This window comes from Arthrobacter sp. Soil764, from assembly GCF_001428075.1.
Lineage (GTDB): Bacteria > Actinomycetota > Actinomycetes > Actinomycetales > Micrococcaceae > Arthrobacter.
In genome coordinates this window covers 47,509-70,108 of sequence record NZ_LMSI01000005.1, presented here as the reverse complement: position 1 = coordinate 70,108, position 22,600 = coordinate 47,509, and the positions used below count along the sequence as shown (strand labels likewise).

21 protein-coding genes are annotated in these 22,600 nt (G+C 65.8%); 2 read left to right on the top strand and 19 right to left on the bottom strand.

Annotated elements, in window-relative coordinates; translation table 11 throughout:
- Positions 1 to 12: 12 nt before the first annotated feature.
- From iolD to ASG86_RS05185, 4 genes are all read right to left on the bottom strand, one after another.
- Positions 13 to 1,965, bottom strand: a complete 1,953-nt coding sequence (gene iolD / locus ASG86_RS05200) for a 3D-(3,5/4)-trihydroxycyclohexane-1,2-dione acylhydrolase (decyclizing) (protein ID WP_056331251.1) — start codon at positions 1,963 to 1,965, stop codon at positions 13 to 15.
- A gap of 29 nt (positions 1,966 to 1,994) precedes the next feature.
- The gene (locus ASG86_RS05195; RefSeq protein WP_056331248.1) at positions 1,995 to 2,933 is read right to left on the bottom strand and encodes a Cgl0159 family (beta/alpha)8-fold protein; all 939 of its coding nucleotides are present in this window, start codon (positions 2,931 to 2,933) and stop codon (positions 1,995 to 1,997) included.
- Positions 2,930 to 3,934 (bottom strand): 5-dehydro-2-deoxygluconokinase, encoded by a 1,005-nt coding sequence (gene iolC / locus ASG86_RS05190; RefSeq protein WP_056331245.1) that lies wholly within the window; start codon positions 3,932 to 3,934, stop codon positions 2,930 to 2,932. The genes ASG86_RS05195 and iolC overlap by 4 nt, the downstream gene beginning before the upstream one ends.
- A gap of 189 nt (positions 3,935 to 4,123) precedes the next feature.
- A complete protein-coding gene (locus tag ASG86_RS05185) occupies positions 4,124 to 4,528 on the bottom strand; it encodes a tautomerase family protein (RefSeq protein ID WP_056331242.1) in 405 nt (134 codons plus the stop codon).
- 153 nt (positions 4,529 to 4,681) lie between these two features.
- Between ASG86_RS05185 and ASG86_RS05180 the strand changes: the two genes are divergently transcribed.
- Together ASG86_RS05180 and ASG86_RS05175 are read left to right on the top strand one after the other, a co-directional pair.
- The gene (locus tag ASG86_RS05180) at positions 4,682 to 5,041 is read left to right on the top strand and encodes an ArsR/SmtB family transcription factor (RefSeq protein ID WP_056331239.1); all 360 of its coding nucleotides are present in this window, start codon (positions 4,682 to 4,684) and stop codon (positions 5,039 to 5,041) included.
- Positions 5,041 to 5,523, top strand: coding sequence for an SRPBCC family protein (locus ASG86_RS05175; RefSeq protein ID WP_056331235.1), 483 nt, complete (start codon positions 5,041 to 5,043; stop codon positions 5,521 to 5,523). Before ASG86_RS05180 ends, ASG86_RS05175 begins: the two co-directional genes overlap by 1 nt.
- Here ASG86_RS05175 and ASG86_RS05170 read toward each other — a convergent pair.
- The 15 genes from ASG86_RS05170 to pcrA all read right to left on the bottom strand — a co-directional run bounded on the left by ASG86_RS05170 (position 5,481) and on the right by pcrA (position 22,581).
- Entirely contained in the window at positions 5,481 to 6,287 is an 807-nt protein-coding gene (locus ASG86_RS05170; RefSeq protein WP_056331232.1) for a triose-phosphate isomerase family protein, read from the bottom strand. The two genes, ASG86_RS05175 and ASG86_RS05170, sit on opposite strands and share 43 nt — an antisense overlap.
- 24 nt (positions 6,288 to 6,311) lie before the next feature.
- Positions 6,312 to 7,658, bottom strand: coding sequence for an MFS transporter (locus tag ASG86_RS05165; protein ID WP_056331228.1), 1,347 nt, complete (start codon positions 7,656 to 7,658; stop codon positions 6,312 to 6,314).
- A 90-nt stretch (positions 7,659 to 7,748) separates the two neighbouring features.
- A complete protein-coding gene (locus ASG86_RS05160; protein ID WP_056331223.1) occupies positions 7,749 to 8,516 on the bottom strand; it encodes an SDR family NAD(P)-dependent oxidoreductase in 768 nt (255 codons plus the stop codon).
- Between the two features lie 32 nt (positions 8,517 to 8,548).
- Complete coding sequence (locus ASG86_RS05155; RefSeq protein ID WP_056331220.1) at positions 8,549 to 9,502, bottom strand: 3-hydroxyacyl-CoA dehydrogenase family protein; 954 nt, start codon at positions 9,500 to 9,502, stop codon at positions 8,549 to 8,551.
- On the bottom strand, positions 9,499 to 9,993 hold the full coding sequence (locus ASG86_RS05150; protein ID WP_056331217.1) for a ribose-5-phosphate isomerase: 495 nt from the start codon (positions 9,991 to 9,993) through the stop codon (positions 9,499 to 9,501). Before ASG86_RS05150 ends, ASG86_RS05155 begins: the two co-directional genes overlap by 4 nt.
- Positions 9,994 to 10,002: 9 nt before the next feature.
- The gene (gene dhaL, locus ASG86_RS05145) at positions 10,003 to 11,724 is read right to left on the bottom strand and encodes a dihydroxyacetone kinase subunit DhaL (protein WP_056331214.1); all 1,722 of its coding nucleotides are present in this window, start codon (positions 11,722 to 11,724) and stop codon (positions 10,003 to 10,005) included.
- A gap of 44 nt (positions 11,725 to 11,768) precedes the next feature.
- A complete protein-coding gene (locus tag ASG86_RS05140) occupies positions 11,769 to 12,767 on the bottom strand; it encodes a sugar phosphate isomerase/epimerase family protein (RefSeq protein WP_056331212.1) in 999 nt (332 codons plus the stop codon).
- A 132-nt stretch (positions 12,768 to 12,899) separates the two neighbouring features.
- Positions 12,900 to 13,589 (bottom strand): GntR family transcriptional regulator, encoded by a 690-nt coding sequence (locus tag ASG86_RS05135; RefSeq protein ID WP_056331209.1) that lies wholly within the window; start codon positions 13,587 to 13,589, stop codon positions 12,900 to 12,902.
- Between the two features lie 113 nt (positions 13,590 to 13,702).
- Positions 13,703 to 14,479, bottom strand: coding sequence for an SDR family NAD(P)-dependent oxidoreductase (locus ASG86_RS05130; RefSeq protein ID WP_056331206.1), 777 nt, complete (start codon positions 14,477 to 14,479; stop codon positions 13,703 to 13,705).
- A gap of 9 nt (positions 14,480 to 14,488) precedes the next feature.
- Positions 14,489 to 15,838 carry an MFS transporter gene (locus tag ASG86_RS05125; protein WP_056331202.1) on the bottom strand — a complete coding sequence of 450 codons (1,350 nt, stop codon included), beginning with the start codon at positions 15,836 to 15,838 and terminating at the stop codon, positions 14,489 to 14,491.
- Between the two features lie 220 nt (positions 15,839 to 16,058).
- Complete coding sequence (locus ASG86_RS05120) at positions 16,059 to 16,790, bottom strand: FadR/GntR family transcriptional regulator (protein WP_056331197.1); 732 nt, start codon at positions 16,788 to 16,790, stop codon at positions 16,059 to 16,061.
- A gap of 194 nt (positions 16,791 to 16,984) precedes the next feature.
- On the bottom strand, positions 16,985 to 17,887 hold the full coding sequence (sucD, locus tag ASG86_RS05115) for a succinate--CoA ligase subunit alpha (RefSeq protein ID WP_056331195.1): 903 nt from the start codon (positions 17,885 to 17,887) through the stop codon (positions 16,985 to 16,987).
- A gap of 11 nt (positions 17,888 to 17,898) precedes the next feature.
- A complete protein-coding gene (gene sucC, locus ASG86_RS05110; protein ID WP_056331192.1) occupies positions 17,899 to 19,068 on the bottom strand; it encodes an ADP-forming succinate--CoA ligase subunit beta in 1,170 nt (389 codons plus the stop codon).
- Between the two features lie 224 nt (positions 19,069 to 19,292).
- Positions 19,293 to 20,009, bottom strand: a complete 717-nt coding sequence (locus ASG86_RS05105; protein ID WP_235565103.1) for a hypothetical protein — start codon at positions 20,007 to 20,009, stop codon at positions 19,293 to 19,295.
- Between the two features lie 19 nt (positions 20,010 to 20,028).
- Entirely contained in the window at positions 20,029 to 22,581 is a 2,553-nt protein-coding gene (pcrA, locus tag ASG86_RS05100; RefSeq protein WP_056331186.1) for a DNA helicase PcrA, read from the bottom strand.
- Positions 22,582 to 22,600 lie beyond the last annotated feature (19 nt).

Here is a 22,600-nt window from a genome sequence, read left to right as displayed (position 1 = left end):
AGGGAGCAGGCGTCAGCCGAGCAGTTTGCGCTGGCGTGACTTGTGGTCGACGTAGGTCTGGAAGGCCTGCTTGGTGGAGTCGAGTTCGGAGACCTGGGAGACGGGGACGTCCCACCAGGACTCGGAGGACGGTGCGTCCAGGAGAGGATCGGATTCGACGTGGATCAGGATGGGTCCGCTGCGCTCCGGAGCGGCCTTGGCATCGCGGATGGCCTGCTCGAGTTCGGCGATGACCTTCTCCCCCGGTTCGATCCGGATGACCTTCACGCCCAGGGACTCGGCGTTCAGGGCCAGGTCCACCGGCAGGGTCTCGCCTTCGTCGAAGCTGTGCTGTTCCTCGTTCAGTGCCCGGTACTGGGTGCCGAACCGCTGGGAGCCGAGGGATTCGGAGAGGGAGCCGATGGAGGCGTAGCCGTGGTTCTGGATCAGGACCACGATCAGTTTGATGCGTTCGGCGACGGCGGTGACCAGTTCGGTGTGCATCATCAGGTAAGAGCCGTCCCCCACCATGACGACGACGTCCCGGACGTCCGCGCGGCCCTCGCCGCCCGCCGTCGTACTTTCCGCCGCTTCTGCAAGCGCTGCACGCTTGACGCCGAGGCCGCCCGGGATCTCGTAGCCCATGCAGGAGTAGGCATATTCGACGTGGTAGCCGAACGGGTCCCGGACGCGCCACATCTTGTGCAGGTCCCCGGGCAGGGACCCTGCCGCGCAGATGACCACGTCTCGGGGATCCATGGCCCGGTTGGTGGCGCCGATGATCTCATTCTGGGCGGGCAGCGGGGTGTAGCGGGTGTCGAAGGCCTCGTCCACGGTGGCATTCCAGCGCTTCTTCTCGGCCGCGACGCGTCGCTCCAGGTCGGCGCCGACCCGGTAGCCGCCCAGTGCCGCGTTGAGCTTCACCAGCGCCTTGCGGGCATCGGCCACGATCGGGAGCGTGGTCCCGTGCTTATAGGCATCGATCGGGGCCACGTTGATGTTGATGAAGCGCACGTCCGGGTTCTGGAACGCGGTCCGGGACGCGGTGGTGAAATCCTCGTAGCGCGTGCCGATGCCGATGATCAGGTCCGCCTCGGCAGCGATGGTGTTGGCCGCCGTCGTGCCGGTGGAGCCGATGGCGCCCAGGGAGTGCTGGTGGTCCCAGGGCAGGACGCCGACGCCGGCCTGGGTGTTGCCCACGGGGATGCCCGTCAGCTCGGCGAACTTCGCGAGTTCATCGTTGGCGTAGGCGTAGAGGACGCCGCCGCCGGCGATGATCAGCGGGCGCTTCGCGGCCTGGATGGCAGCGGCGGCGCGGGCGATGTCGTCGTCGTCGGCCTCAGGGCGGCGGATTCGCCACTCACGCTCGGCCAGAAACTCCGCCGGGACGTCGAAGGCCTCGGCCTGGACGTCCTGCGGCAGCGAGATGGTCACCGCGCCGGTCTCGGCCGGGTCCGTCAGGACGCGCAGGCCGTGGTGGAACGCGGAGAACAGCTGCTCGGGCCGGGTGACCCGGTCAAAGAACTTGGACAGCGGCCGGAACGCGTCATTGACCGTGATGTCGTAGGCGTAGGGCTGCTCAAGCTGCTGCAGGACCGGATCCGCGGCGCGGGTGGCAAACGTGTCACTGGGCAGCAACAGGACCGGCAGCCGGTTGGTGGTGGCCAGCGCGGCACCGGTCAGCAGGTTCGAAGAACCCGGACCGATCGAGGTGCTGACCGCGTACGTCTGACGCCGGCGGGTGTGCCGGGCGTATCCCACGGCCTGGTGGACCTGGGCTTGTTCGTTCCGGCCCTGGTAATACGGCATGATGGCCGGGTCCAGCTGCTGGTACTGCTTCAGCGCCTGGCCCACGCCGGCCACGTTGCCGTGCCCGAAGATCCCGAAAGTCCCCGGGATCAGGCGATCACGGTACTCAACACCACCGATGGAATCGACTGTGTATTGCTTGGAAAGGTATTCGACGACGGCCTGCGCCACCGTCATCCTGCGCGTTCCTGTTGTTGTGCCCATGGCTAGTTCTCCGGGATTTCAGTGGTGTGGTGCAGCAGCGAGGCGGCGCTGGCGACGGCGCCGGCGACATCCCCGTCTGCCGGGTAGAGCAGGGTCCGGCCAACGGTGAGGCCCTGGACGCCGGGAAGCGCCAGTGCGGCCTGCCAGGACGCGAAGACCTCGTCCTGGGTGCCGTCCGGGTCCCCGCCCAGCAGGACGGTGGGCATGGTGGTGGCGGCCATGACGCGTTCCATTTCGGCCACCACGGGAAGCTTCATCCAGGTGTAGGCGCTGGTGGAGCCCAGGCCTTCGGCGATGGCGATGGACTTGATCACGGCGTTGGTGGACAGGTCGTTGCGGACTTTGCCGTTCTCGCGGACAGACAGGAACGGTTCCACCATGGCGATCAGCTTCCGCTCCGCCAGCGAATCGATGGCCTTGGCGGTGGCTTCCAGGGTTGCGACGGTGTCCGGATCTCCCAGGCAGATGCGGGTGAGCATCTTGCCGCCGTCGGCTCCCAGGGCCTCCAGGGCAGCGGCCGTGTGGCCGGTGAAGCGGTCGTCGAACTCATTGACCAGCCCGGACAGGCCGCCGCGGTTCATGGAACCGAACACCAGCTTGCCGTCCAGGGCACCCAGCAGCAGCAGGTCGTCCATGATGTCCGGTGACGCCAGGACACCGTCGACGGCGGGATTGGCCAGGGCGATCTGCAGCCGGTCCAGCAGCTGGCGGCGGTCAGCCATGGCCACGGGATCGCTGCCGACGGCCAGGGCGCCGCGGGCGGGGTGGTCTGCGGCAACAATGAAGTTCTGCCGGCCCGACTTCAGGCCCGGATGGCGCCGGCGGGACTTGGCGGCGCGCGCCACGGCATCCGGGTCTTCCAGCCGGATAGTGCTCAGGTGCTCATAGCGGCGCGGATCGTCGTCCAGTGCGTTGTTCGAGGCTAACGGCGTGAGGGTCACAGTGCTGCTCCTTCGGGAATTGAGGCGCCCGGAACCGCGCGGCCGCGTTCGGCCAGCAGCGAGGTGACCTCGTCCGGCGTCGGCATGGCATCGGCGCAGGAAAGGCGGGAAGCAACAATGGCGCCGGCGGCGTTGGCGTAGTCCAGGACCTGCCCCAGGGGCCAGCCCGACAGCAGCCCGTGGCAGAACGCGCCGCCGAAGGAGTCGCCGGCACCCAGGCCGTTGAGGGTTTCCACCGGGACGGGAGCGGAGACCACGCGTTCGGTGCGGGTCTTGGCCATCACGCCTTCCGCGCCAAGCTTGACGACGGCGATTTCCACGCCGGCGGCCAGGAGCCGGTCTGCCTGCTCATCCGGGGTGCCTTTACCCACGGCCACGGCGCATTCCTTGTCGTTGCCGATGGCGACAGTGACATGCGGCAGGATCTTGGCGACCTCGGCACGGGCCTCCTCTTCCGATGCCCAGAACATGGGCCGGTAGTCCAGGTCCAGGATGGTGTACTGCCCCTCGGCCAGGCCGGTGCGGGGACGGGCCTGGTGGGCGGCGATGTGGGCGCTGCGGGAGGGTTCCTGGCACAGGCCCGTGACGGTGGACCAGAAAATCCCGGCTCCGCGGATGGCGTCGAGGTCCAGTTCCCCGGCCTCGATCTGCAGGTCCGGCGCGGTGGGGAACCGGCCGTAGAAGTACAGCGGAAACTCGTCCGTGGCTGGCTTGATGGCGCAGAAGGTCACCGCGGTGGGCCAGTCCTTGACCGGCGTGACGTAAGTGTCATCGACGTTGAACTTGTGCAGTTCGCGGTGCAGGTAGGTGCCGAACGGATCATCCCCGGTGCGGGTGATGACGCCGGTGCGGCGTCCGTGGCGGGCTGCTGCAACGGCGACGTTGGATGGCGAACCGCCAAGGTATTTGCCGAAGGAATTAACGTCCTCCAGGCCAACCCCGATGTCGTTCGGGTAGATATCAACGCTGATGCGCCCGATCGTAAGAAGCTCGTGGGTCACGTGAATCGTGGACCTTTCTGGTGTGGAACTCGAATCCTTTGAGGGGCAGGGGTTCCGGGACTGGCAGGCCGTGGTGTGGGCCACAGGCACTACTTTGCCCTAGATCGAATGTCCTGTCAAAGGTTTGTACTGACATACTTACAACGAGGTTTTGCGATCCGCCCATCCCCCAATGAATGGGCGCTTCTCCTACTTCTTCGGTACAGCCAATTCGCCCGTTACGTACTGCGCGCGGCCAAAGCCAAAGGACCAGTCGCCGGCCGTGTTTTCGACATAGCCAATGAAGACGTCCTCCCCCGCCACGCCAACTGCCGCAAGCTTTTCGGCCACCGCAGCGAAGAGCCGCTGCTTGGCCTCCTGCGAACGCCCGCCCTGGGTGAAGATCTGGATCATGACCACACCTCCGGTGCGCTCGAACCCCAGTCCGGCATCCTGCGCGAAGATCTGGCCCTGCGGGTGCTCGGTCAGGATATGGAAGTAGTCCCGCTCCGGAATGCCGTACTCGGCAAGGATTGCATCGTGGATTCCGCGGCTGAGCTGCTGCAGGTCCTCGGCGGTGCGCCCTTCATTTACGTCAATGCGGACCAATGGCATGGAACTTCTCCTTCACATAGTTTGTACTGACATACTAACAAACTGCGAATCCAGCAGGCAAGGGCTTCAGGCCTTGAAGCGGCACGAGGAGGGGGCTACGCTTAGACAACCAACTGGTTGATAAACCAGAAGGTTGTAGAGAAACGGATAACAATGAACTCAGAAAGTGCGGCCTTGGACTCGGCCTTCATGGCCTTGGCAGATCCCGTGCGAAGGAGCATCATTGCCCGGCTCAGCCGGGGCCCGGCAACAGTGAACGAATTGGCAGAACCATTCGAAATCTCCAAGCAGGCGGTTTCGAAACATATCCAGGTGCTCGAGCAGGCGGAACTGGTGACCCGAAGCAGGGACGCCCAGCGCAGGCCCGTCCACCTGAACCCGGCGCGGCTTGAGGCGCTGACCGCATGGATCGACCGCTACCGGTTGGTGCGTGAAGGGCAGTTCCGCAGCCTGGATGCCGTGCTTAGATCAAACACCGCGGACAGCGGCGATCAATCCTCCAAGGAGTCATGATGAGCAATTCCCTGAAACTCAGCGTTCCCGAGGGCGTCCCCTTCATCGATTTTGAGCGCGAGTTCGATTTTCCGGTCGCGGACGTGTTCCGCGCGCACAAAGAGCCGGACCTCATTGTCCAGTGGCTGGGCCCGCGGGGCATGAAGATGGAAATCGGCCACTACGACTTCCGCACGGGCGGCAGCTACAGCTACCTGCACACGGGACCGGACGGGGTGGCCTACGAGTTCAAGGGCATCTTCCACACGGTCCGGGACAACGAATTCGCCATCCAGACGTTCGAGTTCGGCGGGTACCCGGATGTGGTCAGCCTGGATTTCATGACGTTTGAGGACCTGGGCAACGGGCGGACCCGGCTGCGGGGCCACTCCGTCTACCCCAGCCAGGAGGCGCGCGACGGCATGGCGCAGTCCGGCATGGAGGGCGGCATAAGCGAAGGTTACGAGCGGCTTGAGGAATTGCTGGCCGGGGCGCGGGTCTGAGTTAAGGCAAGGGCCTCGTCCAGTACGCGGCCCAGGTTTCCGGCGTCGTGGGCAAAGCGGCCCAGGAAGAGCCCGTCCGCGGCGGGGAGCTGCGGCAGCAGCCCGGGCCCGGCGCTGCCGCCGTAGATCAGGGGGCAGTCCGGACCCAGCTCAGCACGGAGCAGGTCCAGCACGGAGTTGACGTGGTGCGGCGGGGCGGGCGCCTCTGCGCCGATGGCCCACACGGGTTCGTAGGCCAGCACCAGGCGGTCCAGCAGCGCGGGGTCCCCGCCGGTGGCTGCATGGACCTGTCCGGCGCAGAAATCCGCGGCAGCACCGGCGTCGAGCATGTCCGGCTCACCGATGCACAGCAGCGGGGTGAGGGAATGGCCGGCGGCGGCGCGCACCTTGCGCGCCACCACGGCGTCATCTTCGGCGAACAGCCGCCTGCGTTCCGCGTGGCCGATTTCGACCAGCGTGACGCCGAGCTCGGCCAGCATGCCGGGGCTCACTTCGCCGGTCAGGGGCCCGTCTCCCCAGGCGCAGTTTTGTGCGCCCAGCAGGACGGGCGAGCCGGCCAGGATCCGTCCGGCCGGTTCCAGGACCGGGAAGGAAGGGATGACGAAGACCCGGACCGCGGAGTCCTTGCCCAGTCCGGGCCTTTCGTCCACAACGGAGCGCACCTCCGACAGCCAGCGCAGGCTTGCCTGGTATCCCAGGTACATTTTGGTGCTGACACCGACGTAGACGGTGCCGTTGCCTGTGCTGCTGCCGGAGGTGCGCATTGGGTTTCCTCTTACTTTTGGTGCTCAGTCGAGCAGGTCGTCGGCCTTGTTCTTGAACCGCTTGGTGGCGTACATCATCGCTGCGGCCACGAAGGGCAGGACGCCCAGGGCGTAAACACCCATGGAGCCGGTGGGTGAGTGTGTGGCTTCGTTGACGGCCGTCCGGAGGATGGGTGCGACAAATCCGCCCAGGTTACCCAGCGAGTTGATCAAACCGATACCTGCCGCGGCCGCGGAGCCGGCCAGGAAAGCGGTGGGATAGGACCAGACAACAGGGCCCACTGCCAGGAAGCTGCACACGGCCAGGGTAATGAAGATCATGCCCAGGACCGGCTGGTGGTTGGTCCCCGCCCAGGCTGAGCCGAAGATGCACAGGCCGGTGGAGAGGAACAGGATGGTGCCGAACTTCCGCCGCTTGGCCACGGTGTCCGCGGCCTTGCCGATGAAGTAGCAGGAGAAGATGCCGAAGAACCACGGCACGGCGATCAGCAGGCCGACGGCGAGTCCCACCTTCTGCCCTGTCAGCGAGGAGACCTGCTGCGGCAGGAAGAACGTCACGCCGTAGACTGCGATCTGCAGGCAGAAGTAGATGGCGGTGAAATACCAGACGCGGCCGTTGCGCATGGCGGCGAGGATGCCCCGGGGACCGTGTTCGTCCTTGATGTTGTCCTCAAGTGCCATGACTTCCTTCAGCGCGTACTTCTCCTCCCGGTTGAGGAACTTCGCCTTTTCAGGACCGTTGATGAGGAAGAAGAACGCGGCGATGCCTGCCAGGACGGCCAGCATGCCTTCAACGAAGAACATCACCTGCCAGCCGCGCAGGCCCGGCACCTGGTCGCCGATGTTGATCAGCCAGCCCGACAGCGGGTTGCCGATCATCTGCGAGAACGGCTGGGCCAGGTAGAAGATGGCGAACATCTGGACGCGCACCTTGTTCGGGAACCATTCGGCCAGGTACATGATCACGCCCGGGAAGAGGCCGGCCTCAGTCACGCCGAGGAGGAACCGCAGGATCACGAACGAGGTCTCGCCCTGGACGAAGGCGAAGCACGCGGAGACGATGCCCCAGGTGATGGCGATGCGTGCCAGCCAGATCTTGGCGCCGACCTTCTTGAGCAGCAGGTTGCTGGGAATCTCGAAGATCGCGTAGCCAATGAAGAAGATACCTGCGCCGAGGGCGAAGGCCGCTGCGGACACCCCCTTGTCCGCGCCCAGTGCCGCCTCGGCAAAGCCGACGTTGGTGCGGTCCAGGAATGAAACGACGTACAGGATAACCAGCATCGGCATGAGCCGGCGGGCCGCCTTGAAGATTGCGGACTTCAGGACCGGACGGGCCAGAAGTTCCTTGGATGTTGCGGTGGTTTCGGACACAACACTCTCCTTCGAGTGGTGACATTGATGATTTCCCTGCGGGCCGGCGGCCCGCAGGCTTTGAGTGGTGGCTCCCCGGCGGGGTGCCAGTCAGTGCATGTACAGTCCGCCGTCGACGTTGAGCGTCTGGCCCGAGATGTAGCCGGCGTCTTCGCCAATCAGGAAATGGATGGCGGCCGCCACATCGCGGGGGCTGCCCACGCGGTTCACCACCAGGTCCTTGACCAGCTCATCCTTGCGTTCCTCGCTCAGCGTGCCGCCCATGATGTCGGTGTCGATGGGGCCAGGAGAGATGGCGTTGACGGTGATGTCGTACTCCCCCAGTTCGCGGGCGGTGGCGCGGGTCAGGCCGATGACGCCCGCCTTGGCCACGGAGTACGGCGTCTTGCTGAAGGTCCCGCCGCCGCGCTGGGCGGAGACGGAGGAGATGTTCACGATCCGCCCCAGCCGGTTCCTGGCCATCGATTCGGCGGCCCGGCGGGTGGCGTAGTGGACCCCGTTCATGTTGATGCTGAGGACGCGGTCCCATTCGGCGGCGTCCAGGTCCAGGTACGGCACCGGGGAACTGACGCCCGCAATGTTGGCCAGGGCCACCAGCTGCGGAAGTTCGGCCTCGATTTCGTCGATGGCAGCCCGGACCGATGCTTCGTCGGCGATGTTGGCGCCGGCACCGTGGGCTTTGACGCCGTGCTTTTCCGCCAGCTCCTTGGCCACCGCCTTGCAGGCGGCATCATCGAGGTCGACCACACCGATGTTCCAGCCGCGCTCGGCGAGGTAGTCGGCTGTTGCGCGGCCGATGCCGCGTTCGGAGACCGCACCGGTAACGATAACGGTGCGGTCTGCGGGGAATGCTGTCATGAAGTGTTCCTTTGTGTGGAGGGCCGGCGCGCTCAGGACAGCGGGGCCGGGCCCAGTTCCTCGATGAGCTTCTGCATGGCGACGTACGCCTTGTTCCGGTAGGCAACCAGGGCTGCGGTGCGGTCAGCGGGGACGTCGAGGAACCCGGAGCCGGTCTTGGTGCCCAGCTGGCCGGCGTCGACCTTGTCCTGCAGGATTTTCGGGGTGGCGAACCGCTCCGGGAAGCCGGTCTGCAGCGACTTGTAGCAGAAGGCGTAAACGTCCAGGCCCGCCATGTCCGCGATCGCGAACGGCCCGAAGAAAGGAAGCCGGAAACCGAAGGTGGTGCGCACCAGCGTGTCCACGTCCTCAGCGGTGGCGATGCCTTCCTCCACAACCTGTGCCGCCTCATGGAAGAGGGCGTACTGGAGCCGGTTCAGCACGAAGCCGGTGACGTCCTTGACGGTGGCTGTTTCCTTGCCGGTCTCCCCGACGATGGTGCGGGCGGCCTGGACCGTTGCCTCGGAAGTTCCTTCGTGCGGGATGACTTCCACGCCGGGGATGAACGGGGCCGGGTTGGAGAAGTGGACGCCCAGGAAGCGCTCCGGGTTGTCCACCACCTCGGCCAGCTTGGCGATGGAGATGGTGGAGGTGTTGGAGCCGATGATGGCATCGGGGCGGGCTGCGGCGCTGATCCGTCCCAGGGTGGCGTGCTTGATCTCGAGGACCTCGGGCACTGCTTCCTCGATGTACTCGGCGTCAGCTACTGCTTCTTCGATGTCCTTGGCGGCCCAGAGGTTTTCCTTGAGGAGGTCCGTGGCATTGGCCGGGAAGAGGCCTGCCGCGACGAATTCGTTGGATTCCTTCAGCAGGCGTTCGTAGTTGCCCTGGGCGATTTCGGCGGAGACGTCCGCCAGTGCCACGCGGGCTCCGGCGAGCGCCAGGACCTGGGCGATGCCGCCGCCCATGTAGCCGGAGCCGACGACGGCAATGTTACGGGTGCTCATTTGGTTTCAAGTCCTTCCGACGCGCCCTCATAGGAGCAGATGGCGTCTACTTTTGCCGCGGATGCGGAGTTTTCATCGAAGCGGTAGTTGAGCCACTCGCCCACCAGCTTCTTGGCAAGTTCCAGGCCGATGACGCGCTGGCCCATGGTCAGAACCTGCGCGTTGTTGGACAGCACGGAGCGTTCCACGGAATAGCTGTCGTGTGCGGTGACGGCCCGGATGCCCGGTACCTTGTTGGCCGAAATGGCCACGCCCAGGCCGGTGCCGCAGATCAGCAGCGCGCGGTCCGCTTCGCCGGCGGCCACCTTGCGGGCTGCGGCGACGGCCAGGTGCGGGTAGGCCGTGGAGTCGTCGGCGCCGACTCCTACGTCCTCCACCGACGCAACGCGCGGGTCCGCCTCCAGCAGTTCGCGCAGGGCATTCTTGTATTCCACGCCGGCTTCGTCGTTGCCGACGACGATGCGCCAGCCTGGCTGGGTGTTCTCGGTCATGGGGTCTCCTTAGTTGCTTTCAATCGAAGCGGCGTAGTCGGCCACCCGGCGGGCGATGAGGCCGAAGGACACTGCCCCGGGATCAGGGTGGCCCAGGCTCTTTTCCGCCAAAGGCCGGGCGCGGCCTTTCTTCGGGCTGAGCTCTGCAGTTGCGTCAGCGGCCTCTGCCGCCGCCTCCGCCGCCGCACGAAGGCTGCCCGCCAGGCTGCCGCCGTCGTCAATTGCCTTGGCGAAGGTGTCAGCGAACGGAAGCAGCGCGTCCACCATGGTCTTGTCTCCGGCTTCCGCCTTGCCCAGGGTGATGATGGCGTCGCGAAGGGCATTGACGGCCGCCGTTGCGTCAGCCGCGGTATAGGCGTCCTTGCTGCCAAGGGTCCTGCCGACGGCCGTGACTGCCGCGCCCCACAGGGCCCCGGAGGTACCGCCGGCGCGCTCGGCCCACTGCTCCCCCGCCGCCGCGAGGACTTCCTCCAGGCCGGCTCCGCCGGCATGGGACTTCTCCGCAGCAGCAACGGCCGCGTCCACGCCGCGCCGCATGCCGATGCCGTGGTCGCCGTCCCCGGCGATGGCGTCCAGCTTTCCGAGTGCCTCCTCGTGTTCGACGACGACGGCGCGCGCCTCCTTCAGCGCACCCACCGCCGTGGCGGCCAGGGCAGTGGAGGCTGCCGTGGCTGACAGCGCGGGCGCTGTGGCAGCCTCAGCCAGGGCGTCGACGGACCGTGCCCGGCGCGGGGCCAGGTTGCCCTTGCGGAAGGCAGGGGTGTCAGCCGGCGCGGCCCAGAACTTCTCCAGTTCCTCATCCAGCCAGAACAGCGTCAGGGACAGGCCGGACATGTCCAGGCTGGTCACCAGTTCACCGCACTCCGGCTCAACGATCTCGAGTCCGGCATCGGTGAGCAAGGCCTCGACTTTTCCGAACAGCAGGAAGAGTTCGTCGTACTTGACCGTTCCCAGTCCGTTGAGGATGGGTACCACGCGTTGGCCTGCAGCGTCCGGCTTGTCCTTCAGCAGCCCGTCCACCAGCAGCCTGGCCAGTTCGCTGGCGCTGGGCAGGGGCTGTTCGGAGATCCCGGGTTCGCCGTGGATGCCCAGTCCCACCGACATCATGCCTTCGGGCACGGTGAAGAGGGGCTCGGGTGCGCCGGGGAGGGTGCAGCCGGCAAAGGCAACGCCCAGCGAGCGGGTGTGGTGGTTGGCCTTGATGGCGAGCCGCTCCACCTCGTCCAGGTCCAGCCCGGCCTCTGCGGCCGCGCCGGCCACCTTGAAGACGGTAAGGTCACCGGCGATGCCGCGGCGCTTGCCGATCTCTTCGAGGGGCGCGCTGGCGATGTCATCGGTCACCAGCACCGTGCGGGTTTCGATGCCCTCGGTGTTCAGCTTCTCCTGTGCCTGGCCGAAGTGGAGCACGTCGCCGGCATAGTTGCCGTAGCTGAGCAGGACACCGCCGCCGGTCTGGGAGGCTTTGGCCACGCGGTACACCTGACCGGCGGAGGGGGAAGCAAACATGTTGCCGCAGGCGCTTCCGGCGGCAAGCCCGGCACCCACCAGGCCGGCGAAGGCCGGATAGTGGCCGGAACCGCCGCCAATAACCACTGCCACCTGGCCCTCAGGTGATTCTGTGGAGCGGACAACGCCGCCGTCCACGCGGGCCACGTACTGGCGGTTGGCTGCAACGAAGCCGTCGAGGGCGTCGTCGGCGAACTGCGCGGGATCGTCAAATATCTTTGTCATGATTCCTCGTTGAACCGGTTGGGTCGGTTGGGATGCCTGCGGGACTAGCGTGCAGGGACCGCGGCAGGTGCCTGCCGGCCCTGGGCCACCAGGCTGGTGCCCAGGGCGTAGCTGTCCCGCTTCGGGAGGACCTGCCGGCGCAGGTAGTCCTGGTTCGCGGCCGTGACGCTGAGGCCGTCGCCGCCGTAGTGCTCGGTGCAGATGATGCCCTGGAAGCCCACCGAGATGGCGAACTGGAAGGCTTCGCGGTAGCTGATGAGGCCGGATTCCATGGGCGCCGGCATGGCAACGTAGTGGTCCCGGGCCTGGTCCTCGTCCCGGATGTAGTTCTTGACGTGCCAGTAGTTGGAGTAGGGCAGCGTCTTGTGGACCAGCTCACGCCAGTCCTCGATGGGGCGGTGCAGGCGGATCAGGTTCCCCAGGTCCGGGTTCAGGCCAACGTTGGGCAGGTCGATGTCCTGGACCAGCTGGACCGAGGAGTCTGCGGTGCCGAGGTACGTGTCCTCGTACATTTCCAGGGAGACCAGGAGCCCCAGTTCCGCGGCGTGCTTGCCCACTTCGCGGATGCGGGTGACCGCGTTGTTCCAGGTTTCCTTATCCCCTGCCGGGTCCTTGTGGCCTTCAACGGTCCAGAACCAGAGCTGCTTCTTCTGCTCCGGGGTAATGGCCTGGTGCAGGCCGATGGAGACCACTTCGCAGCCGAGCTGGGCGGCGGCTTCGAGGGTCCGGTGCGTGTAGGCCAGGTTTTCCTCCCACTTGCCTTCTTCGATCACGCTGCGGCGGATGGCCGAGATGGAGGGAAGCCCCAGGCCGGCGGCGGTGGCGGCGTCCTTCAGTTCGTCCAGCCGGGCGCTTGAGAGATCGCCGGGGCGCACCCAGCTGTCGGTGAGGTCGGCGTTGGTGAAGCCGGCGTCCGCCACTTCTTCGAAGACCTGCTGCCAGTCGCTGGCGGGGGCGTCCTGGACGGAGGTTCCGTCCGGTTTGGTTCCGGGGAACTGCAGCAGGGCAGCGGCGATGGGCCAGTTTTCAGCGGTGTACGGCATTGTCACTCCAGATTCAGAATCGCATTTCCTATAGGATCTACGCTTAGCTTGGGTCCTGTCAAGGGCTTGTTTGGTGCTCCCTCTCGGAAGCTGGTGAAGGAAGGGCCGTTACGGTGGCCCTGAGGGGACGCGCTAGCTGCGCACTTCGCTGTCGTGCTGCGAGCGCTGCTTGGCGCCTTCAATGTGGTCGATCATTTTTTGCCGGGCCAGCTCGGCGTTGCCGGCTACGAAGGCCTTGAGGATTTCGGTGTGCTCGGAGATGGCATAGTCGGCATCCGTCACGCCCAGGCCGCCGAAGAAGCGGAAGCGTTGCACTTGGCCGCCCAGCGCGTTGTAGGCGGACAGCAGGAACTGGTTGTCCGCGGACTCGGCGATGAGCCGGTGGAAGCGTTCGTCGGCTTCCCAGTAGGCGCGGAACTCCGCGAAGGACGGCCCCCGCGGCGCCGCCTTCAGGTCCTCGATGGCCTGCTCCAGCTGCCCCGGCAGCTGCGGGTCAGCATGCTTGCAGGCCATGAATGCATTGGCCGGTTCGATGACCAGGCGGGCGTCCATGAGATCGGCAAGTTCCTCCGGGGAGAACAGCGGGGCCACGCGGTAGCCGCGCAGGGCCGCTCTGCGTACCATCCCGGTCGCTTCCAGCCGGGCGAGCGCCTCGCGTACCGGCGTCGGGGAGACGTCCAGTTCCCTGGCCATCCCGTCGATGCTGACGGGCGTTCCTGCTTCGAGCCGGCCGTCCATCAGGGCAACAAGAAGCGCTTCGTAAACGTGGTCGGCGAGGACCTGCCTGCTCACGCCGCCGGAGGCTTGGTTCTTGGTTGCCATGTAGAAATCCTATAGCCGGAAAGCGCGCCGGAGCGCGTGGATGAGGTGGTCCCGGGCACGCCTGCTGGTGCCCTGCGGCCGGGCGGCCGCAGGGCACCAGCAGGAAGTGGTGGTCAGGAGACCTGGAGGCCGCCGTTGATGTCGTAGGTGGCGGCGGTGATGTAACCGGCGTCCTCGCCAAGCAGGAACGCGATCAGCGCTGCCACTTCCTCGCGGGTTCCCACGCGGCCCATCATGATGCCCTCGGACATCTGGGCCTTGCGCTCGTCCGTCAGGGTGCCGCCCATGATGTCCGTGTCGATCGGACCGGGGGCAATGGCGTTCACGGTGATGTTGTGCCCGCCCACTTCGCGGGCCAGGGCACGGGTGAAGCCAAGGATGCCGGCTTTCGACGCACTGTAGGCCACCTTGGAGTAGGTGCCGCCGCCGCGCTGGGCCGAAATGGAGGAGATGCTGACGATCCTCCCGAGTTCGCGCTCGATCATGCCCCGAAGGACCCGCTGGGAAACAACGAACGTGCCGCGCATGTTGATGGCGAAGACCTTGTCCCATTCCGCCACCGTGGTTTCCATGAAAGGCGTGGGTGAACTGATTCCCGCAAGGTTGACCAGACCGACGATGGGCGGAAGCGTCTGCTCGATCTCGGTGATGGCACGGTCAACCGATGCCTCGTCCGAGACGTCGGCGCCCACGCCGATAGCCTTGACGGCACGGCTGGAGCCGATTTCCGCCGCCGCGGCCTTCGCATCCTCTGCGTTGATGTCCAGGATGGCGATGGACCAGCCTTCGCTGGCCAGGCGGTCTGCGGTTGCCCGGCCGATCCCGCGGGCCGATGCGGCCCCGGTCAGGACCGCGGTGCGCTCTGCGGGAAAAGTGTGCTGTGTAGTCATTGGTGCGTCCTAGTGTGTTTCGGCGGCAGGAATCGTGGCCCCGGGGGCGGAGACACCTTCCGGCCGTTTGCGTGCGTAAAGGTAAGTGGCTGCAGCGGTGATGGCGAGGCAGGCGGCCAGGAACACCAGCCCGCTCTGGCTGTTTCCGGTGGCGTCCTTGAGGATGCCCACGATGTAGGGCGCTACGAAGCCACCCAGGTTGCCCAGGGAGTTGACCATGGCAAGCCCGGCAGCGGCAGCAGCACCTGTGAGGGCTGCGGAGGGCATGGCGAGGAACGGTGCGATGGCGGAGTAGATGCCCATAGCGGCGAGGGTCAGGAACACCATGGCCAGCACGGCGTTGACCGGCAGCAGGAAGCCTGCGCCCAGGAGGCCGACGGCGGCGAGCACCATGCTGATGCTGGCATGCCACACGCGGTTGCCGGTTCGGTCCGAGCGCTTGCTCCAGAAGTAAACGAACACCGCTGCGATGGCGTACGGGATGAAGACGATGAAGCCCACCTGGGTGGAGTCGAACTTGCCCAGCGCCTTGACGATGGTTGGCAGCCACAGGCCCAGTCCGTAGATGCCGCAGACCAGGCCGAAGTACAGAGCCGAGTAGGCGATGGTGCGGGGGTCCTTCAGGCCGGCCAGGAAGTTGTGGTTGCCTGACTTCTGCTTGTGCGCCAGTTCCTCAGCCATGGTGGTGGAAAGCCATTCGCGTTCTTCCGGCTTGAGCCACTTGGCGTGTTCGGGCCGGTCAGTCATAACGAAGGGCGTGATGATGCCCAGGATGATGGCGGGAATGCCTTCAATGATGTAGAGCCACTGCCAGCCGTGCAGGCCTGCCACGCCTTCCAGGTTCAGTAGCAAGCCGGACACCGGTGCGCCGAGGGCGTTGGAGATGGGCTGGGCCAGGATGAAGATACCCAGCACCGTTACCCGCTGCGCTGCGGGGAACCACAGGGTCAGGTAGAAGAGGATGGCAGGGAAGAAACCGGCCTCGGCAGCGCCGAGCAGGAAACGGATGATGTAGAAGGTGGTTTCACCGTTCACCAGGAACATGGCAGTGGCAAAAATGCCCCAACTGATGAGGATGCGGGCAATCCACTTGCGGGCGCCATAGCGGTACATGCCGCCGTTGGACGGGATTTCAAGCAGTGCATAGCCGAGGAAGAAGATGCCGGCGCCCAGGCCGTAGGCGGCCTCGGTCAGGCCGATGTCCCCCTGCATTCCGAGCTTGGCGAAGCCGACATTGTTCCGGTCCAGGTAAGCAATGAAGTAGAGAAGGACGATCAGGGGCATAAGCCTCCGGCGAACCTTGCGGAGGGTGGTCTCGCCCAGCTCGCTGAGGGCGGGGGCGGTGGCGCGGGAGGTCATCGCTGGCCTCCCAGTGTGATGGGGGAACCCTCGAAAGGGGAATGCGCGCGCATAACGGCTCCTTTGGCTGGCGGCATTTTTTGGGGAAATTGATATCAGATGTCTGATGTCTGTATGAGATTCTAATCACAGGGACCGGGAGCGTCAAACACGATTGCCGCCGGGACCGGACGGCATGCCGATAGCAGGCAAATACCAGGTGGAAGAGGTTCAGACAGGCCTAGCGGGCACTTGCTCCGGAGGGGCTGGACACGGCGAGGTAGCGCTCGTAGTCCTCGAAAGTCTGGGTGATGTGCGCGTCCATGGTGGAGCGGGCGGTGGCCGGGTCCCCGGCGGCAATGGCGGCCAGGACCATCTTGTGATGGTGGATGGCGTGGCGCTGCACGTCAGGGAACGCCGAGGTTTCGCGCCGCATCGCGTACAGCAGGGTGGACAGCTGGCCAAGCAAGGCCGGCACGAACGGGTTGCCGGATGCGCGCAGGACGGTGTCGTGGAAGGCGATGTCGGCCACGGTCAGCGCGTCCACGTCGCCGGCGTGATGCGCCGCTTCCATCTGCTCCACGCTGTCCTGCAGTGCGGCGAGGTCAGCCGGCCGGTGGCGGGAAGCAGCAAGTTCCGCCGCTCCGGTCTCCACCATGCGGCGGACTTCGAGCAAACGAAGCGCCACCTGGTCCGAGGCCACTCCCCGGGAGGCTGAGCGCATAATGGCGTCCAGTCCCGTCCAGCGCTCGGGCGGGTTGACGAAGGTGCCCAGGCCGCGCTTTACGTACACGACGTCCTGCGCCTTCAGCACTTTCATGGCTTCGCGGGCTGTCAGCCTACTGACGCCGGACTCCTTGGCGATATCAGCCTCTGGCGGCAGGGCGTCGTCGGCCTTGATCTCGCCACTGAGGATGTGCTCCAGGACCTTGTCCACGACGGCGTCGACCAGGGTGGGTCGCTTCTCTGCCATCCGTCATTCCCCTGCCTGTGCGCCCCGGGCGCCCCGATTCTCCTTCCTCAACATTACTCGACGCGATGGGGCACCCGCTTCCGGGCCGCTGTCGTTCGTCAAACAGCAAAGTTCGTTAAACAGCAAACGCGGGGCCATCCCTTGCCGGTCCAGGGCGGACCGGGCCGGGAATGGCCCCGCGCTGTGCGGTACTGCTAGAGGGCTGCGTAGACCTCGCGGAGCAGCTTGGCGGTCTCGGACGGCGTCTTGCCGACCTTGACGCCGGCGGCCTCGAGCGCTTCCTTCTTGGCCTGGGCGGTACCGGCGGAACCGGAAACGATGGCGCCTGCGTGGCCCATGGTCTTGCCTTCGGGAGCCGTGAAGCCGGCGACGTAGCCGACAACCGGCTTGGTCACGTTGGCCTTGATGAAGTCGGCTGCACGCTCTTCGGCGTCACCGCCGATTTCGCCGATCATGACGATGGCCTTGGTCTCGGGGTCAGCTTCGAACGCGGCCAGGGCGTCGATGTGGGTGGTGCCGATGATGGGGTCGCCGCCGATGCCGATGGCGGTGGAGAAGCCCAGGTCGCGCAGTTCGTACATCATCTGGTAGGTCAGGGTGCCTGACTTGGAGACAAGGCCGATGGGGCCCTTGCCGGTGATGTTGGCCGGGGTGATGCCCACCAGTGCTTCGCCGGGGGTGATGATGCCGGGGCAGTTCGGGCCGATGATGCGGGTGACCTGGTTGCCGTTGGCGTCCACCTTGGACTGGGCCAGGGCCCAGAATTCGGCGGAGTCCTGGACGGGAACGCCTTCGGTGATCACAACGACCAGGCCGATGCCGGCCTCGATGGCTTCAACAACGGCGTTCTTGGTGAATGCCGGCGGTACGAAGACGATGGAGACGTCGGCGCCGGTTTCCGCCATGGCTTCCTTGACGGTGCCGTAGACGTTGATTTCCTTGTCCCCGTGCAGGACCGTGGTGCCGGCCTTGCGGGCGTTGACGCCGCCGACGATGTTGGTGCCGGCCTTGAGCATCAGGGCGGTGTGCTTGGTGCCTTCGCCGCCGGTGATGCCCTGGACGATGACCTTGGAGTCCTTGTTCAGATAAATAGACATGGTGCGTCCCTTTACTTCGCTGCGTTGGCGAGCTCGGCGGCCTTGTCGGCGCCCTCGTCCATGGTGGCGGCCAGGGTAACCAGCGGGTGGTTGGCCTCGGTGAGGATGCGGCGGCCTTCGTCGACGTTGTTGCCGTCGAGGCGGACTACCAGCGGCTTGTTGGCGGAGCTGCCGAGTTCGGCCAGTGCACCCACGATGCCCTTGGCAACAGCGTCACAGGCGGTGATGCCGCCGAAGACGTTGACGAACACGGACTTGACCTGCTCGTCACCCAGGATGACGTCCAGGCCTGCGGCCATGACCTCTGCCGAGGCTCCGCCGCCGATGTCCAGGAAGTTGGCAGGCTTGACGTTGCCGTGGTTTTCGCCGGCGTAGGCGACGACGTCGAGCGTGGACATGACCAGGCCGGCACCATTGCCGATGATGCCTACTTCGCCGTCGAGCTTGACGTAGTTGAGGTCCTGCGCCTTTGCCTTGGCCTCAAGCGGGTCTGCAGCGTCCTTGTCCTCGAGCTGCGCGTGCTTCGGGTGCCGGAAGTCGGCGTTCTCGTCGAGGGAGACCTTGCCGTCGAGGGCCAGGATGTCACCGTTGCCGGTCTTGACCAGCGGGTTGACCTCCACCAGGGTGGCGTCTTCCTTCTTGAAGACGTCCCAGAGCTTCAGGATGACGCCTGCCACCTGGCCGCGGAGTTCCTCGGCGAAGCCGGCGGCTGCGACGATTTCGTCGGCCTTGGCCTGGTCGATGCCCACGGCGGGGTCGATGGCGATCTTTGCCAGCGCTTCGGGGCGTTCGACGGCGAGCTGTTCGATTTCCATGCCGCCTTCAACCGAGCACATGGCCAGGTAGTTGCGGTTGGCACGGTCCAGCAGGACGGAGAAGTAGTACTCCTCGGCAATGTCGGCACCCTGGGCGATCATCACCTTGTTGACGGTGTGGCCCTTGATGTCCATGCCCAGGATGTTGGTGGCGTGCTCAAGCGCCTCGTCGGCGGACTTTGCCACCTTGACGCCGCCGGCTTTGCCGCGCCCGCCTACCTTGACCTGTGCCTTGACAACGGTTACGCCGCCGATCTTCTCGGCAGCTGCCTTTGCTTCTTCTGGGGTGTACGCCACGATGCCGGCAAGCACGGGTACACCGTGCGCCTCGAACATATCGCGCGCCTGGTATTCAAACAGGTCCACGGTTTAGTGTCCTTCTACGTCGAAGTAGTTTCTGTACAGTCGGACACCATCGAGTAGGACGATGACCGGGCTGCGGATTGCACGCACCGGCGGCCTGTTGGAAACGAGCCACGCGGCGTGATGCTCCATGGGGAACTCTAGTCCTTTGGAGGGACCGGGCCGTCCCAGACTACCTCTTATGTGAGTAAGCACACTATTCTATGGAGCGTAGAAAAACCGCGGATTTACGGGGTTTTTAAGCCTTCCGCCTGCGGGGATGCGCTGCTTTTGGGCGAGCCCGGGAGCAGTTCGTAACGTTCTGGGGAAATGAAGAATCCGACGCCGGCGGAGACATTTCCGCACGCCACGCCGCCGTTGTACGCCGAACAGCGCAAGCCGTTGCGTTCGAGGTTCTGCCCGTCGGCCAGCACAGGCAGTTGGGTCAGCGGTCCGGCCTTGGTGCCCGCGGGCCCGTAGGCCGCTTCCATTGGCGTTACCCCGGAACGGCATTCCCCGTAGCGTGCGGTGTCCGGCGACAGCAGGGCCACGCCGCCCAGGTAACCAAGGTGGGTTCCGGCGCAGTCATCCTTGACGTCGCCGGGTTGGGGAGGCTGATAGGTGGCAAGCCCGCAGTGGGCCACCGGGACAATGGGCAGCTTGTTGTTGGCAGCATCGCTGTAGCTGTTCTGCTCGTACGGCAGGTTCACGTGGTCCCCCCGCGCGGAGGTCAGGGAACAGGCAATGGTCCGGTCCGCGGTGATGAAGGACAGGACGTCGCCTCCGCTGGAGAAGGCCTTCGCGTCAGCCAGGGGCGCCTTTTCCAGCTGCTCCATGGGAGGCAGCGGCGCCGGTGGAACGTACGAAGGGTCCTCGGTGGTCACGCTGCACCCCGAGGTGGCGGCGGCGGTGACCAGGAAAAGGGCGGCGAGCATCCCCCATACAGTGCGTCGCATGGGCTCCATTATGCCCGCCGCGGACCGCTTAGGCGTCCAGCTTGGTCAGCGGTGCGTACCGCAGGAGGAGGCGCTTCTCGCCAACATCGAACTTCACCTTGGCTACGGTCTTGTCCCCCGCCCCTTCAAGCGCCAGCACGGTTCCGTCGCCGAAGCTGGTGTGGTTGACTTTGTCCCCCACACTGACGGCGATGATTTCCTTCTGCGGCTGCACCCGGTTCTTGGCGATGAAGGCCGGAACGTCGGCATTGAACCCGGCGGAGGAGTCCGCCGCGGCGCCGCGGGAGGTGCCGGCGCCCCAGAAGGAGCCGCTGTAGCGGCCGGATCCGATGGAGCCGCCGCCCCAGCCGCCGGCCTGCCTGCTGGTTCCTTCCCGTTTCCATTCCAGGAGCTCTGCCGGGATTTCCTCCAGGAACTGGCTGGCGGGGTTGTACTGGCTCTGGCCCCACATGCTGCGGACCTCTGACCGGGTTACGTAAAGCCGCTTCCGGGCGCGGGTCAGGCCCACGTAGGCCAGCCGCCGTTCCTCTGCCAGTTCCTTGGGATCCGTGGCGGAGCGCTGGTGCGGGAAGAGCCCGTGCTCCATACCGGTCAGGAAGACCACCGGGAATTCCAGGCCCTTGGCCGTGTGCAGGGTCATGAGGGTCACCACGCCAAGCCGCTTGGCTTCGGCCACGGCGGCGTCAATGTCCGCGCCGGGGGCGTCCGGGATCTGGTCGGCGTCGGCTACCAGGGACACCTGCTCCAGGAACGCGCCGAGGCTGCCTTCCGGGTTCTCCTGCTCGTACTCGCGCACCACCGCCACGAGTTCGGCGAGGTTCTCCACGCGGGATTCGTCCTGCGGATCGGTGCTGGAACGCAGCGCGGCAAGGTAGCCCGTCTGTTCCAGGACGGCCTCCAGCGCGGCAGCCGCTCCGGATCCGGCGGCTACCTCGGCGAGGTCGTCCAGCATCTTCACGAAACCCAGGACTGCGTTGACGGACCGGGTGGCCATGCCGGGCGCCTGGTCGGCGCGGCGGGCGGCTTCCATGAACGACGTCCGCTCACGCTGGGCCAGGGCTGCGACGGCGCCTTCGGCACGGTCGCCGATGCCGCGTTTGGGTTCATTCAGCACCCGGCGGAGGTTGACGTCGTCATCCGGGTTCACCAGGACGCGCAGGTACGCCAGGGCGTCCTTGATTTCCTTCCGCTCGTAGAAGCGGGTGCCGCCCACCACCTTGTACGGCAGGCCCACGCGAACCAGGACGTCTTCGATGGAGCGGGACTGGGCGTTGGTCCGGTAAAAGATGGCGACATCGCCCGGGCGCAGGTTTTCCTCGTCCTGGAGCCGGTCGATCTCCTTGGCGATGAACTGCGCTTCGTCATGTTCGTTTTCGCCGACGTAGCCGATGATCTTGTGGCCTTCGCCCTCGGCGGTCCACAGCCGTTTCTCCGGACGGTTGGGGTTCCGCGAGATGACCGAGTTGGCGGCACTCAGGATGTTCTGGGTGGAGCGGTAGTTCTGCTCCAGCTTGATGGTGCGGGCTTCCGGGTAGTCCTTTTCGAACTCCACGATGTTCCGGATGTCCGCGCCGCGGAAGGCGTAGATGGACTGGTCCGAGTCACCCACCACGGTGAGCTCCGACGCGCCGGGGCCCTCCCCCACGATTTCCCGCACCAGGGCGTACTGGGCGTGGTTGGTGTCCTGGTATTCGTCCACCAGGACGTGGCGGAACCGGCGGCGGTAGGACTCGGCCAGCGCGGGGAAGGCACGGAACATGTAGACGGTCTCGGCGATGAGGTCATCGAAGTCCATGGCGTTGGCCTGCCGGAGGCGCTGGGTGTAGCCCTTGTAGACGTCCGCCACCGCATGTTCGAAGGGGTCGTTGTAATTGGCCGCCGAGGCAAAGGAATCGGCGTCAATGAGTTCGTTCTTCAAGGCCGAGATCTTGTGCTGGATGGCTTTGGGGGCAAACTTCTTGGGGTCCAGGTCCAGGGCCTTGGACACCTGGGTGACCAGCCGCAGGGAGTCCGCGGAGTCGTAGATGGAGAAGTTGGATTTCAGGCCGACGTTGGCCGCTTCCTGCCGCAGGATCCGCACGCAGGAGGAGTGGAACGTGGAGATCCACATGATTTTGGCGCGCCCGCCCACCAGGGCTTCGATGCGCTCCCGCATTTCCGCGGCCGCCTTGTTGGTGAAGGTGATGGCCAGGATTTCGCCGTGGTGCGCGCGGCCGGTGGCGATCAGGTACGCGATCCTGTTGCTGAGCACGCGGGTCTTGCCGGACCCGGCACCGGCGACGATCAGCAGTGCCGACCCGGCATGCTTGACCGCTTCCTCCTGCTGCGGGTTCAGTCCCTCCAGCAGCTGGGCCGCGTCCGGGCGGCGGCTGTGGTGGTGGCCGTCGTCGCGCCTGTCGCCGTGGTTCCAGGCGCCATCGTTCCGGGCGCCGTTGTCTTGCTGCAGGCCGCCATGACTGGCCGGTATTCCGCCGGGCCCGGCCGTGGTGGCAACGCCCTCCGGCCCCGTCCTGGTGCGGGCGGCGGCGGCAGGAGCGGCCTTGAACGGTCCGTCAGAGTACGGGTCAAACAACATATCCATGGTGCATACAAGTCTAGGC

Excerpts from the sequence above, each read along its gene's own strand:
- pcrA (WP_056331186.1), bottom strand. The coding sequence starts at position 22,581 with ATGGATATGTTGTTTGACCCGTACTCTGACGGACCGTTCAAGGCCGCT.
- ASG86_RS05155 (WP_056331220.1), bottom strand. The coding sequence starts at position 9,502 with ATGAGCACCCGTAACATTGCCGTCGTCGGCTCCGGCTACATGGGCGGC.
- ASG86_RS05170 (WP_056331232.1), bottom strand. The coding sequence starts at position 6,287 with ATGCGCACCTCCGGCAGCAGCACAGGCAACGGCACCGTCTACGTCGGT.
- sucD (WP_056331195.1), bottom strand. The coding sequence starts at position 17,887 with ATGTCTATTTATCTGAACAAGGACTCCAAGGTCATCGTCCAGGGCATC.
- ASG86_RS05130 (WP_056331206.1), bottom strand. The coding sequence starts at position 14,479 with ATGACTACACAGCACACTTTTCCCGCAGAGCGCACCGCGGTCCTGACC.
- ASG86_RS05150 (WP_056331217.1), bottom strand. The coding sequence starts at position 9,993 with ATGACCGAGAACACCCAGCCAGGCTGGCGCATCGTCGTCGGCAACGAC.
- ASG86_RS05120 (WP_056331197.1), bottom strand. The coding sequence starts at position 16,790 with ATGGCAGAGAAGCGACCCACCCTGGTCGACGCCGTCGTGGACAAGGTC.
- ASG86_RS05125 (WP_056331202.1), bottom strand. The coding sequence starts at position 15,838 with ATGACCTCCCGCGCCACCGCCCCCGCCCTCAGCGAGCTGGGCGAGACC.
- dhaL (WP_056331214.1), bottom strand. The coding sequence starts at position 11,724 with ATGACAAAGATATTTGACGATCCCGCGCAGTTCGCCGACGACGCCCTC.
- ASG86_RS05160 (WP_056331223.1), bottom strand. The coding sequence starts at position 8,516 with ATGACAGCATTCCCCGCAGACCGCACCGTTATCGTTACCGGTGCGGTC.
- ASG86_RS05180 (WP_056331239.1), top strand. The coding sequence starts at position 4,682 with ATGAACTCAGAAAGTGCGGCCTTGGACTCGGCCTTCATGGCCTTGGCA.
- ASG86_RS05140 (WP_056331212.1), bottom strand. The coding sequence starts at position 12,767 with ATGCCGTACACCGCTGAAAACTGGCCCATCGCCGCTGCCCTGCTGCAG.
- ASG86_RS05135 (WP_056331209.1), bottom strand. The coding sequence starts at position 13,589 with ATGGCAACCAAGAACCAAGCCTCCGGCGGCGTGAGCAGGCAGGTCCTC.
- ASG86_RS05185 (WP_056331242.1), bottom strand. The coding sequence starts at position 4,528 with ATGCCATTGGTCCGCATTGACGTAAATGAAGGGCGCACCGCCGAGGAC.
- ASG86_RS05105 (WP_235565103.1), bottom strand. The coding sequence starts at position 20,009 with ATGGAGCCCATGCGACGCACTGTATGGGGGATGCTCGCCGCCCTTTTC.
- iolD (WP_056331251.1), bottom strand. The coding sequence starts at position 1,965 with ATGACGGTGGCGCAGGCCGTCGTCGAATACCTTTCCAAGCAATACACA.
- ASG86_RS05175 (WP_056331235.1), top strand. The coding sequence starts at position 5,041 with ATGAGCAATTCCCTGAAACTCAGCGTTCCCGAGGGCGTCCCCTTCATC.